Source organism: Actinomycetospora sp. NBC_00405 (assembly GCF_036044095.1).
GTDB classification, from domain to species: domain Bacteria; phylum Actinomycetota; class Actinomycetes; order Mycobacteriales; family Pseudonocardiaceae; genus Actinomycetospora; species Actinomycetospora callitridis.
The window spans coordinates 4,013,380-4,026,251 of record NZ_CP107938.1 but is presented as its reverse complement, the minus strand read 5'-3'; the positions used below and the strand labels follow the sequence as shown (position 1 = coordinate 4,026,251).

Below are 12,872 nucleotides of genomic sequence, written 5' to 3'. Positions count from 1 at the left end.
ATCACTAGGCTCGGCCGCGTGGCGACCATGGTGAGCTTCCACGCGCACCCCGACGACGAGTGCATCTCCTGCGGCGGCGTCATGCGGGCGGCCGCGGACGCGGGGCACCGGGTGGTGCTGGTGGTCGCCACCCGGGGCGAGCACGGCGAGATCGTGCCCGGCGTGCTGGCCGACGGCGAGACCCTCGCCGAGCGTCGGGTCAAGGAGACCCACGACGCCGCGGCGGTGCTGGGCATCGCCCGGGTGGAGTTCCTGGGCTACGTCGATTCCGGGATGGTCGACACGGACACCAACGGCGCCTCCGGGTCGTTCTGGTCGGCCGACGTCGAGGAGGCCGCCGAGCGGCTCGCGGCGATCCTGCGCGAGGAGGACGCCGAGGTCCTCACCTGCTACGACCGCATCGGCGGCTACGGCCACCCCGACCACATCCAGGTGCACCGGGTCGGGCGGCGCGCCGGGGAGCTCGCGGGCACGCCGCGCGTCTACGAGGCGACGTCCAACCGCGACGAGTTCCGCAAGATGGTGGCCCTGATGGCGCAGGAGACCGGCGAGGAGGGGCCCGATCTGGATCCCGACTCCTTCGGCTCGCCCGAGTCGGAGCTGACCACCCGCGTCGACGTCACCCCCTGGCTCGACGCCAAGCGCGCGGCGATGCGCGCGCACCGCAGCCAGATCGCCGACGACTCCTTCTTCCTCACGCTCGACGACGACCGGTTCGCCCTCGCGTTCGGCACCGAGTGGTTCATCCGTGCGGGCGGCGACCCCGCACACCGCGAGGACACGCTCTTCCCCGCATAGCGTCGCACCGGCCAGGGTGGGCGCCGTGGACCGAGGACGGCGACTGCTGGCGGACCCCCACCAGACCAAGGGCACCGCGTTCAGCCCGGAGGAACGGCGGGAGCGTGGCCTGCTCGGGCTGCTCCCGGCCGGCGTGCAGACCCTCGAGGAACAGATCGGTCGGTGCTGGTCGGAGGTCCAGCGGCTGGCGAGCGACCTCGACCGCTACGTGTACCTGCGCTCGCTGCAGGACCGCAACGAGCGCCTCTTCTACGCGCTGCTGGCCGCGCACGTCCCGGAGACGCTCCCGCTCGTCTACACGCCGACGGTGGCCGAGGGCTGCCGGCGCTTCTCCGAGATCTGGCGGCGTCCCCGCGGCCTCTACCTGTCGTGGCCGGACCGCGAGCACCTGCGGGAGGCGCTGCGCAACCGGCCGCAGGAGGAGGTCGACGTCATCGTCGTCACCGACGGCCAGCGCATCCTCGGCATCGGCGACCAGGGCGTCGGCGGCATGGGCATCCCGATCGGCAAGCTCTCGCTCTACACGCTGATCGGCGGCATCGACCCCGCCCGCACCCTGCCGATCCTGCTCGACGTGGGCACCGACAACGCCGCGCTCCTCGAGGACCCCTTCTACCTCGGCTGGCGCCACCACCGCATCGACGAGGACGCCTACACCGAGTTCGTCGACCGCTTCGTCGAGGCCGTCCGTGCGGAGCTGCCCGACGTGCTGCTGCAGTGGGAGGACTTCGCGACGCCCCACGCCCTGCCGATCCTGCAGCGCTACCGGGACCAGCTCCTGACCTTCAACGACGACATCCAGGGCACCGCGGCCGTCGCGCTCGGCGCGCTGCGCGGCGCCACGGACGTCGCCGGGACGCGGCTGCGCGACCAGCAGGTGGTCATGCTCGGCGCCGGCTCGGCCGGTGTCGGGGTCATGGAGATGGTGGCCCAGGAGATGGTCGACGAGGGGCTCCCGGAGCAGGAGGCCTACGCCCGCTGCTGGGTGGTCGACGTCCGCGGCCTGCTCACCGCCGACCGCGAGGACCTCTCCGAGGCCCAGCGCCGCTTCGCCGTCGCCCCCGACGTCGTCGCCGGGTGGGGGGTCGACGGCCTGCCGCAGCTCGCCGACGTCGTCGAGCACGTCACGGTGGGGGTGCTGCTCGGCCTGTCGACCGCGGCCGGCGCGTTCACCGAGCAGATCGTGCGGACGATGGCGGGCAAGGTCGAGCGGCCGATCGTCTTCCCGCTGTCCAACCCGACGGCCAACGCCGAGGCCCGGCCCGCCGACCTCGACGCGTGGACCGACGGCCGTGCCCTCGTCGCCGCCGGCTCGCCGTTCGCGCCCCTGCGCCGCGGCGACCGCGAGATCCCCGTCGCGCAGTGCAACAACGTCTACATCTTCCCGGCGATGGGTCTCGCGGTGACCGCAGCGCAGGCGACGCGGGTCACCGACGCGATGATGCGCGCCGCGGCCCGCGCGCTGGGCGCCGCCTCGCCCGCCCTGAGGGACGCGGACGCCCCGCTGCTCCCGCCGTGGGCCGACGTCCGCGCGGTCGCCGAGGACATCGCCGTGGCCGTCGCGGTGCAGGCGGTCGCCGACGGTGTCGCCCCGGCGCGCAGCGAGGACGAGCTGCGCGCGCTCGTCCGCTCGACCCGCTGGACGCCCACGTACCAGCACCTGTAGCCCCCCGTGGTGATATGGACGTCGACAGCTGGCGTACCGGACCCCGAGGAGTTCTGACGTGGCGACCGGCCTCGACGAGACGGGCACCCGTCCGGTCCGTGACGTCCCGACCCTCGTCGACGGCGACCGGTCGCGGGTGGACCGCCGCCGGGAGTGGTGGGGGACGGCGCTCATCGCCGCGGTCGGCGGGCTGCTCGGCGGGCTGCTGTTCCTCGTGGCCTACAAGGGCATGCCCGACGACTCCTACATCACCCTCGACTACGCCCGGAACGTCGTCGAGCACGGGCACTGGGGCCTCACGCCGTTCCGGGACGCGAACTCCGCCACCTCGCCCCTGAACGTCTGGCTGCTCGCCGGCGGCATCCTCGTCACGGGTCGCCCGGTCGTGGCCGCCGGCCTGGTGCTCGTGCTCACCACGGCGGCGATGGCGGTGTGGGCCGGTCAGCTCGCCGGGGATCTCGGCCTGCGGCGCGCCGTCGTCGGGGTCCTGACCGTCGGGCTCGTCGTCTCGTCGCCGATCTTCGCGTCGGTCGTCGGGATGGAGTCGTTCCTGGTCGCGGCGCTCCTCGTGGCGGTGGTGCGCTACGCGACCGCGCGGCGGGTGGTCGCCACGGGGGTCGTCACGGGCCTCGCGGTGCTCACGCGCCCGGACCTCGCCCTGCCTGCGGTCGTCCTGGTCGCGGTGCTCTTCGTGGCCGCCGCGCCCCGCCGACCGCGCGAGGCGGTGCTCGCGGTCGGCGTCGGAGCCCTGGTGACGCTGCCGTGGCACATCTGGTCGTGGTTCGTGCTCGGCAGCTTCGTGCCGGACAGCCTCATCATCAAGACCAGCGGTGCCTTCCCCGGCGGTGAGGTCTTCGGCAACGGGCCGCTCTTCATGGTCGAGCGCTGGCCGATCCCGATGCTCGTGGTCGGCCTCGTGGTCGGCGTGGGCATCGTCGCGGTCGTGGCGTCGGCGGTCCGTTGGATCGCGGGCCGCGGTCGGCTCACCGACCGCGTCATCGTGGCGGCGGGGCTCGCCGGCGCGGTGCACTACGCCGCCTACGCGGCCATGGGCGTCTCGTCCTACATCTGGTACTACTGCCCGTCCTTGGCGCTGCTGACCCTCGCGGCGTCCCTCGGCGCGGCCGATCTCAGCCTGCGGCGCACCGGGGCCGTCGTCGCCGGGCTCGCCGTCGTCGCGGGCGTCAGCGTCGGCCACCAGACCGGCCTGGGTACGCCGTGGCCGAACCCGGCGGTGTTCGGGAACTGGGCCACCGCGTCCGACTACATCGAGGCCGGCACACAGCTCGGCCGGGTGCTGCCCCCGGATCAGAGCGTCCTCGCGCCGGGCGAGATCGGGACCCTCGCGTTCGCCTGCCGCTGCGACATCGTCGACCAGTTCAGCGACCGCGCGCGGCTGATGTCGGTCGTCGACTCCCGGCTGGCCGCGAGCGGTCCCGTCGGGGGGTTCCTGCTGCGGCTGAACTTCCTGCACGCCGAGCGCACGCCGGTGGAGCCGCCGGACCGGATCCTGACCTACGAGCCCGGCCCGGGTCCGGGCTGGCCCACCTACGTCCTCGGACGCGGTGCGGGGCACCTCGTCCTGGAGCCCTGAGGGCCCGGGGGCTCAGCCCTCGAGGATGTAGCCGCGCCCGCGGACCGTGCGGATGCGCTCCGCGCCGAGCTTGCGGCGCAGGTAGCCGATGTAGACCTCGACGATGTTCGAGGTCGGCGGGCCGCCCCACACGCGGGTCACGAGCTGCTCCTGCGACATCGCCTGGCCGCGCGGGTGCCGGATGAGGGCGTCGACGACGGCGTACTCGGTGCGCGAGAGGCTCACCGGCTTGCTCTCGACGAACACCTGCTCGAGCGCGGTGTCCACCATGACCTCGCCGCGGCGCAGGAACAGCTGGGCGGTCGGGCGGTCGTCGCCGAGCCGCAGGCGCAGCCGCGCGAGCAGCTCCTCCATGGGGAAGGGCGTCACCAGGTAGTCGTCCTGCGTCGCGCGCAGGGTCGACACGGTGCGGTCCCGGGCCTCGGGGCTGGTCAGCGCGATGACGGGCGTGCGCGGGGCGTCGCGGTGGAGGTCGGCGAGCACCTCCACCGGCCGCAGCCCGGGCATCTCGATGTCGAGCACCACGGCGCGTGCCCCGCTGGCCCGCGCGGTCGCCCCGACGCTCCAGCTCTCACGAAGGAGTTGGGGTTCGAAGCCGTGCGACCGCAACGTCCCCACCAGGACGCTCGTTGTGCGATGGGAAGGGGCCACACACAGCACGCGGCCCCGCTCCGCGCCCGCATAACGATCAGGTCTCATCGCGGCCCAGCTTGACGCGGCGCGCGTCCGAGTTCAATCGGCGAGCGGCGAGCGGGAACGTGATGCTCACCAACGGCACTCTCCTGAGAGTCAGGTGCGGCGAGCGGCGCACGAACTCGTCCGTTCGGCGGCATAGACCGTCCCTTCGTCGCGCTGAGCGGGCCTGCGGGCGGCGCTGAGTCACAGGTTTTCTCAGGTCCGCCCCGGCCCAGCGGTCGTGTCCCTACCGTGACCTCCCGTCGGAGCCGGACGGCGACGCTCCCCCTCGCTGCCGCCGTCCGCGCTCCGCCGACACCAGGACACCCGTGTCCCCCGGCGTCGACCCCTGGACGAGCTCCCCCGTCCCGGCGCCCCGGGCACCGTCAGGAGGTTCCCCGTGCCCCGACGCGGACGACATCGCACAACACTCCCCATGCGCATCCTCGCGATCGTGGCTGCGCTGCTGGTCACCGGCGGTGTGGTCACCGTCGCCGGCTCGGCCTTCGCCGATTCCGAATCAGGTGACTCCGGCCTCCTGAGCGCCTTCTCGAGCGACGAGGACTCAGGCTCAGGCGACTCCGAGCAGAGCTCGGACGACGAGGGCCGGTCCTCTGCCGAGGCCACTGACGAGGACCAGGGGTCCGACGATCAGGGCGAGCAGAACGGCGACGAGAACGCCGGTGAGGACGGCCAGGGCGACGGCGGCAACGAACGCCGCGGCGACGAGAACAACGGGATGACCGAGGACGTCGGCGAGGTCAACGCCGACAACGAGGGCGCGGCCGTCGAGGCCGCCGAGGCCGAGGACCCGTTCCCGGGCCGTGCCGACGCCGCGAACGCCGACGAGGGCGACTACGTCGACATCAGCGACGTCGAGGCCAACGGCAACATCGGCGAGGGCGGCGTGTTCAACGACGCGCAGGGCACCTACACCGTCGACTGCGGTGTGAGCGACCACAACAACTCCGACAACTACATGGCCGCGCCGGGCAAGGAGAACGGCGCCCAGCACGTCCACGACTACGTCGGCAACCAGACGACCGACGCGAACTCCGACGACGACCCCCTCCAGGAAGCGGCCGACGCGGGCCAGACCTCCTGCGTCAACGGCGACGGTTCGGCCTTCTTCTGGCCGGTCCTGCGCGACATCAACGGCGCGAGCCCCGACGAGGATGAGAACGGCGGCAGCCTCGACGGCAACGTCGGCTCGATCATCAAGCCGGCCTCGGCCGACCTGACGTTCCACGGGCACGGCGACCGGGAGATCACCGCCATGCCCAGCCACCTCATGATGATCATGGGGAACGCCAAGCAGGGTGCTCAGGACGGCAAGAACGTCAACGCCAAGTACACGTGCTCCGGGCAGGGCAACGAGAACCGGATCACCGAGCAGTACCCGATCTGCGGTCCGGGCGAGCAGCTCACGCGCATCCTCGACTACCCGAGCTGCTGGGACGGCGAGAACCTGGAGTCCAAGGACTTCCGCTCGCACATCTTCTTCCCGGACGACCAGGGCAACTGCGAGGAGGACCAGGAGCCGATCCCGGCCCTGCGCATCACCCTGAAGTACGACCAGCCCGAGGGTCGCACGTTCCAGATCGACAGCTTCCCGAACGAGCAGCACGACCCGAGGACCGACCACTCCGACTTCCACAACATCGCCAGCCAGGCGTCGAACGACGCGGGTGCGGAGTGCATCAACGAGAACCAGGACTGCGCCAACCTGCAGCAGTAGGCCGGGCCTGAGCACGACCTCGAGGGGCCGTCCCCGTGATCTCCACGATCACGGCGGGCGGCCCCTCGCGTTCGTGCGCCCGGCGACCTACGGTCGGGGCAGGCGCCGACCGGCGCTCACGGGAGTCCGGGCCACCGGGCTGAGAGGGGACCAGGCCGCACTTCGCCCATTCCTGGGACGAGAGGCAGCGGTCCCGACCGTTCGAACCTGATCCGGATCATGCCGGCGCAGGGAGGCTGCAGATGAGCACGTCGTCGTCCGTCTCGAGGCCCGCACCCGATGGCACCGCCGCGGGCCGGGCCCCCGCCGAGGTCGCCCCCACCCTCGACGGCCCGGTGCCGAAGACCCTGGGGTTCCTCGACCAGGGCGCCTTCTGGGCCAACCTCGGGGTGAGCCTGCTCGGCTTCGCCGGGGTGCTCGCCGTCCTGGCGCCGGCGGGAGCGCCCCCGCTGACGGTCACCGCCGCGATCGTGGCCACGGTCGTCGGCACGGCGATCGGCAGCGCGATGGTCGGGCTCTCCGCGATGCCCGGCGCGGCCACCGGTGCGCCGGCGATGGTGCTGCTGCGCGGCCTGTTCGGCGGGGTGCTGTCCTGGATCCCGTCGGTGCTCAACGTCGTGCAGCTCATCGGCTGGGGCACGTTCGAGCTCGTCGTCATCGCCCAGGCCGGCACGCTCGCGCTCGGCGGGCCGACGTGGGCGTGGGTGCTGGGCGCGGGGGTCGTCACGACCGTGCTCACGCTGCGCCCGCTCGGGATGCTGCGCCTGCTCCGGCGTGTGGTGACCGTGCTCGTCGCGATCTCCGTCGCCTACCTCGCCTGGTGGCTGTTCACGCGGCCCGAGCTCGACCTCGCCACCACCGGCGGCTCCTGGGCCGGGTTCTGGGCGGGCACCGACGCGGCGATCGCCGTCGCGGTGTCGTGGATCCCGGTGGCCTCGGACTTCTCGCGCCACTCGCGGCGCGTCTCGACGGCATTCACGTCCGCGACGGTCGGCTACGGGGTCACCCAGATCGTGTGCTTCGTCGTGGGCCTGGCCGCGCTCGCGCTGGTCGGCGGCAACGGCGACGAGGTGTTCGCCCCGATGCTCGCCGCACCGCTCGGGCTGGTCGCGCTGCTCGTGCTCACCGCCCGCGAGACCGACCAGTCGTTCGCGAACGTCTACTCGACCGCGGTCTCGGTGCAGAACCTCGCCCCGCGCGCCGACCGCCGGCTCCTGTGCCTGGTGATCGGCACCATGATCACCGTGCTCGCCCTGGGCGTCACGATCGACGACTACGCGGTCTTCCTGGCCGTGATCGGCTCGGTGTTCGTGCCCCTGCTCGGGGTGGGTGTCGGCGATGCGCTCGTGCGCCGCGGCACCCCGCCCGACCTGTCGCGATGGGCGCCGTCCCGCCCGCTGATGGTCGTGGCCTGGGTGATCGGGCTGGTGGTCTACCAGCTGATCAACCCGGGGGGCGCGCCCGTCTGGTCGGACGCCTGGACCCTCCTGCGCGAGGCGATCGGGTTCGTGCCGCCGACGTGGCTGTCCGCGTCCCTGTCGTCGTTCCTCGTCGCCGTCCTCGCGGCCGCGGTCCTGGCGCGTCTGGAGCAACGGCGCCGGACGTGACCTCCTGACGTGACCTCCTGACGTGACATCCGCCCCGGTGACGGCGGCCGGGTCGGTCCTGTACGGCTGGAGTGCCGGACGACGACACCGACGCGTGGAGGGGGCCGAATGGCGGGTCACCTGCGCGGATGGGCGCGTGAGCTGCGCTCACCGCTGACGCTGCTGCTGGTCGTCGCGTGCGTCGTCGGCGGGATCTGGGCGGCCGTGACCCTGACGCCCGACCAGGACGTGGAGGTGCTCGGGCAGCAGCTCAGCGTCGGGGCCCAGGCGCCGACGGCCACGGTGTCGGGCCCGCCGCGCATCGTCCAGATCGGCAACACCAGCCTCGACGTCCCCGACGTCGCGATCTACGGGCCGCTGCGCCCGCAGCTGACGATCGGTCCGGTGCAGCGCAACGAGACCGCGGGCGACGCCGTCGCCGCCCTCGCGCAGGGCCGGAGCCCGGCGGATGCGCTCTCGGCGATCGTCACCGGCTTCGAGCACTGGTACGGCTGGGCCACGCTGATCCTGGTCGCGGTCGTGCTCGGCATCTGCGGGCTCGTCGGCTCGCTGCGGGTGCTCGCGATGCTGCGGTTCACCGTGCGCCGCTCGGGCGCCGGTGCGCGACCCGCGGTCGTCGCCCGGCGCCTCTCGCGGACGCTCACGCGCTCGACGGTGGTGGCGCTCGCCGCGGCCCTGCTCGTGTGGGGCGTCAGCGGCGTGCTGGCGGTGGTCGGGGCCCAGGGCCTGCGGGACGCCCGCTCGCTCACCGACCTCACCGGCGCCCACCACGTCACCCCGTCCCCGGTGGGGCCCACCGTGTCCGGGGTCCGGGGCGTCGTGATCGGGGACTCGCGGGTCGCCCGGCTCGGCGGGCCGGTCGCCCCGGGCGCCTCCGCCGAGGACGTCGCGTGCGCCCGCAGCACCGACTCGCTCGCCCACCAGATCTCGACGGCGATCGGCGACGAGGTGCTCAACCTCGCCTGCTCGGGGGCGCGCATCTCCGCGGGTCTGCGTGCTCCGCAGCAGGCGGGCGGCGTGCAGGTCCCGCCACAGATCGGACGGCTCAAGCAGGTCGAGGACCCGGCGTTCGTGGCCGTCGCCGTCGGCCCCAACGACCTGAACTGGACCGACCTCATCGGCTACTGCTACGCGGCGGCGGACTGTGCCGACAACTTCACCGCCGGCGAGTTCGGCTACCGGCTGGCGGCCTTCGACCGCGACTACGCCGACCTGCTCGCCGACCTCGCGACCCTGCCGTCGCACCCCCGCGTCGTCGTCATCACCTCCTACGACGTCCTGCGCCCCGACGCGCAGTGCGCCACCACGCGCGGGCCGCTGCAGTACCCCGGGCTCACCCCCGAGGAGATCCAGCTGCTGGCGGACCGGAACGCCGCGCTCAACCAGGTGCTCACCACCGGCGCCCGCCGTTACGGGTTCGACGTCGTGACCCCGCCGCTGTCCCCGCTATGCGTCCCGGACGGCGACGGCCTGGGCCCCGACCTGCAGTCGATCCAGGACCGGTACCCGTTCCACCCCACCGCCGTGGGCGAGCTGCGCCTGACGATCCCGGTGGTCGACCGCGTCGGCGTGCCCGCCCCGGTGCCGCCTCCCTGATCCCGCCGGATCTCCCTGCGACCACCCGGCGCTCGGCTGCTTGGACCGGGCCCCAGGGGGCACTCCCCTCGCTACGTGAGCGAAGTTCCCGGTTATAGCCGGGAACTTCGCTCACGTAGGACCGAAGGGAGCAACGCGCTCGTGAAGATGCGCACGCTGGGCCGGACCGGCATCAAGGTGAGCCCGTACTGCCTCGGCGCCATGATGTTCGGCGCCTGGGGCAACACCGACCACGACGACTCGATCAAGATCATCCACAGGGCGCTGGACGCCGGGATCAACTTCGTCGACACCGCCGACGTGTACGCGCAGGGCGAGTCCGAGGAGATCGTCGGCAAGGCGCTGCACGGTCGCCGCGACGACGTGGTCCTCGCGACCAAGGCGCACGCCCCGATGGGCGACGACCCGAACCACCGCGGCAACTCGCGCCGGTGGCTCGTGCACGAGGTCGAGAACTCGCTGCGCCGCCTGCAGACCGACCACATCGACCTGTACCAGATCCACCGCCCCGACCCCGAGACCGACGTCGAGGAGACGCTCTCGGCGCTCACCGACCTCGTGCGCAGCGGCAAGGCCCGGGCGATCGGGTCGTCGACCTTCCCCGCGTCGGACATCGTCGAGGCCCAGTGGGTCGCCGAGCGACGCGGCCTCCAGCGGTTCCGCACCGAGCAGCCCCCGTACTCGATCCTCAACCGCGGCATCGAGCGCGAGGTCCTCCCGGTCTGCCGTCGCTACGGCATGGGCACGCTCGTCTGGAGCCCGCTGGCCATGGGCATGCTCACCGGGAAGATCCGCAAGGGCCAGGAGGGCGGCACGCAGCGGTCGCAGCGCACCCCGGGCCGCTTCACCGACGAGCGCAAGCTCGACGCGGTCGAGCAGCTGATCCCGCTCGCGGAGAAGGCGGGCCTGTCGATGGTGCACATGGCGATGGCCTTCGCCGTGTCCCACCCGGCCGTCACCTCGGCGATCATCGGGCCGCGCACGATGGAGCAGCTCGACGACGTCCTCGCCGGCGCCGAGGTCACCCTCGACGACGAGGTGCTCGACCGCATCGACGAGATCGTCCCGCCCGGCGTGGACGCCAACCCCGGCGACGTCTCCTACGAGCCGCCGGCGATCGGCGACGTGGCCCAGCGTCGCCGGCCGCGCGAGGAGCGGGCGGCGGCGGCGGGGAACTAATTCCCTGCAACGGGCGACAGCGCTCGCCCGGCACCGGGAACACTCACAAGGATTCGGAACACTCGGAAGGGGTCTCCCGATGGGCACCGTCGCCGTCGTGATCATCATTGTGGTGGTGCTGCTGGCCGTCGCCGGTGCCGCCGCCCTCGTCCTGGCGCGTAGGCGCAAGCAGCAGCAGCTCGTCGAGCAGTTCGGCCCCGAGTACGAGCGCCGGGTCGCCGAGACCGGCGACCGCAAGCAGGCCGAGCAGGAGCTCCAGCAGCGCAAGGAACGCCACGACCAGCACCAGCTCCGGCCGCTTCAGCCCGACGAGCGCGAGCGCCTGCGGGGGGACTGGCAGCAGGTCCAGCGCGGGTTCGTCGACGACCCCGGCGGGGCCGTCGAGCACGCCGACGCCCTGCTGGTGACGATCATGCGCCAGCGTGGCTACCCGGTCGAGGACAGCCGGCGCCGCTCGGACGACCTCTCGGTCGCCCAGCCCCACCTCGTCGGCGACTACCGGCGGGCCCAGGACGTCGTCACCTCGCACCGGCAGGGGACGGCGAGCACCGAGGATCTCCGCTACGCCTTCACGTCGTTCCGCACCCTCGTGGAGGCGATGCTGGACGACGACGGCGGCGAGGGGCACGGCCCGCACGACCAGCGCGACCAGCGCGACCAGCGCGACCAGCAGGGCCGACACCAGCAGAACGGCACGACCGAACGAATCTCGGGCTCGCCCCGGGGTGCCGGGGACCAGCAGATCGGGCATCCCGACGCCGGCACGGAACGCATCCAGCAGCCGCCGCCCGCAGGAGCGCCCGGGCAGGGTGCGCCTCCCGGGGGAGCGCCCGCCCAGGGCGCGCCGCAGGGCGGCCCGGTCGGCCCGGGCCGGCCACCGTCGGCGCCTCCCGCGACCGGCGGACCCGACGGACACCAGGAGCGCAGGGCATGAGCCACCCCGAGCAGGGTCGAACCACCGAGCGTCCGGCAGGTCAGGAGCGCCCGGGCGGTTACGACGAGGACCCGCGGCAGAGCCGGCAGGCCGGTGACCCCTACGGCGACCCGGCGGGCGGCCAGCACGGCGCGGAGCACGGCGGTTTCGCCGAGCGTCACGGCGGCGCCCCCCAGGGGCAGCCCGGCGGACAGCAGGTCGGCGGCCAGTACGGCGGTGACCAGTACGGCGGTGACCAGTACGGCGGTGACCAGTACGGCGGCCAGCAGCCCGGCGGGCAGCAGGTCGGCGGCCACTACGGCGGTGACCAGTACGGCGGCCAGCAGCCCGGCGGCCAGTACGGCGGCCAGCCCGGCCAGGACCAGTACGGCGGTCAGCAGTACGGCGGTGACCAGTACGGCGGTGGCCAGTACGGCGGGCAGCAGGCAGGCGCGTACGGCGGCCAGCCCGGCGACCCGTACGGGCAGCAGACGGGCCAGCCGGGCCAGGTTCCCGGCCAGCAGTACGGCCCGGGGCAGGCCGCGCCGGGCGACCAGATCGGTCAGGTCGGGCACGCACCGGGTGGCGCCGGTCCGGGTGGTGTCGGCCCCGGCGGCGCCGGTCCCGGTCAGCCGACGCCGGGCCAGCCCGGCCAGGGCGACCCGTACGGGGCCGGCGGTCAGCAGCACGGTGACCAGCACGGTCAGTACCCCGGGCCGCCCGACCACACCCCCGGCGCCCCCGGCGAGCCGGCGGGCACGCAGGGCGGGCACGGCGCCGGGAACGGCGCCGCCCACGGTGCGGGAGACGGCACCGAGGGTGGCAACACGATCATCGACCCGCAGCGCGCGGGGCAGTGGCGCTCCCAGTGGGAGGAGGTCCGGATGATGTTCGTCGACCGGCCGCAGGACGCGGTGGCCCGGGCCGACGGGCTGGTCGGGGAGGTGCTCGAGGAGCTCTCGCGCACGTTCACCGAGCAGCGCAGCGCCCTGGACCCGAACTCCCTCGGCGGCGAGCCGTCGACCGAGGAGATGCGCCGCGCCGTGCAGCGCTACCGGGAGTTCTTCGACCGGCTGCTGACCCTGTAGATCGCCACTACGGTGCGC

Annotated in this window: 10 protein-coding genes and 1 riboswitch; of the genes, 9 read left to right on the top strand and 1 reads right to left on the bottom strand. The window is 73.4% G+C overall.

What is annotated here, in order from left to right; genetic code table 11:
- Nucleotides 1–18: 18 nt before the first annotated feature.
- From OG774_RS19870 to OG774_RS19860, 3 genes are read left to right on the top strand one after another with little or no spacing between them, the layout of a single operon-like run.
- Nucleotides 19–798, top strand: a complete 780-nt coding sequence (locus OG774_RS19870) for a PIG-L family deacetylase (RefSeq protein WP_328303579.1) — start codon at nt 19–21, stop codon at nt 796–798.
- A gap of 25 nt (nt 799–823) precedes the next feature.
- Complete coding sequence (locus OG774_RS19865; protein ID WP_328303577.1) at nt 824–2,464, top strand: NAD-dependent malic enzyme; 1,641 nt, start codon at nt 824–826, stop codon at nt 2,462–2,464.
- A gap of 58 nt (nt 2,465–2,522) precedes the next feature.
- Nucleotides 2,523–4,058, top strand: coding sequence for a hypothetical protein (locus OG774_RS19860; protein WP_328303576.1), 1,536 nt, complete (start codon nt 2,523–2,525; stop codon nt 4,056–4,058).
- 12 nt (nt 4,059–4,070) lie between these two features.
- Here the strand turns inward: OG774_RS19860 and OG774_RS19855 are convergent, their stop codons facing one another.
- Nucleotides 4,071–4,676: a response regulator transcription factor gene (locus tag OG774_RS19855; protein ID WP_274196866.1), complete on the bottom strand. Its 606-nt coding sequence runs from the start codon at nt 4,674–4,676 to the stop codon at nt 4,071–4,073.
- Nucleotides 4,677–5,169: 493 nt separating this feature from the next.
- On the opposite strand from OG774_RS19855, the gene OG774_RS19850 reads away from it, so the two are divergent.
- From OG774_RS19850 to OG774_RS19825, 6 genes are all read left to right on the top strand, one after another.
- Nucleotides 5,170–6,471 (top strand): DUF1996 domain-containing protein, encoded by a 1,302-nt coding sequence (locus OG774_RS19850; RefSeq protein WP_328303573.1) that lies wholly within the window; start codon nt 5,170–5,172, stop codon nt 6,469–6,471.
- A gap of 108 nt (nt 6,472–6,579) precedes the next feature.
- Nucleotides 6,580–6,722, top strand: a riboswitch (TPP riboswitch).
- Nucleotides 6,714–8,078 carry a purine-cytosine permease family protein gene (locus OG774_RS19845; protein ID WP_328303571.1) on the top strand — a complete coding sequence of 455 codons (1,365 nt, stop codon included), beginning with the start codon at nt 6,714–6,716 and terminating at the stop codon, nt 8,076–8,078. Its footprint overlaps the riboswitch before it by 9 nt.
- A gap of 108 nt (nt 8,079–8,186) precedes the next feature.
- On the top strand, nt 8,187–9,674 hold the full coding sequence (locus OG774_RS19840) for a GDSL-type esterase/lipase family protein (protein WP_328303569.1): 1,488 nt from the start codon (nt 8,187–8,189) through the stop codon (nt 9,672–9,674).
- 141 nt (nt 9,675–9,815) lie between these two features.
- Nucleotides 9,816–10,853: an aldo/keto reductase gene (locus OG774_RS19835; protein WP_328303568.1), complete on the top strand. Its 1,038-nt coding sequence runs from the start codon at nt 9,816–9,818 to the stop codon at nt 10,851–10,853.
- 79 nt (nt 10,854–10,932) lie between these two features.
- On the top strand, nt 10,933–11,787 hold the full coding sequence (locus OG774_RS19830) for a hypothetical protein (protein ID WP_328303566.1): 855 nt from the start codon (nt 10,933–10,935) through the stop codon (nt 11,785–11,787).
- Nucleotides 11,784–12,854 carry a hypothetical protein gene (locus tag OG774_RS19825; protein WP_328303564.1) on the top strand — a complete coding sequence of 357 codons (1,071 nt, stop codon included), beginning with the start codon at nt 11,784–11,786 and terminating at the stop codon, nt 12,852–12,854. Before OG774_RS19830 ends, OG774_RS19825 begins: the two co-directional genes overlap by 4 nt.
- Nucleotides 12,855–12,872 lie beyond the last annotated feature (18 nt).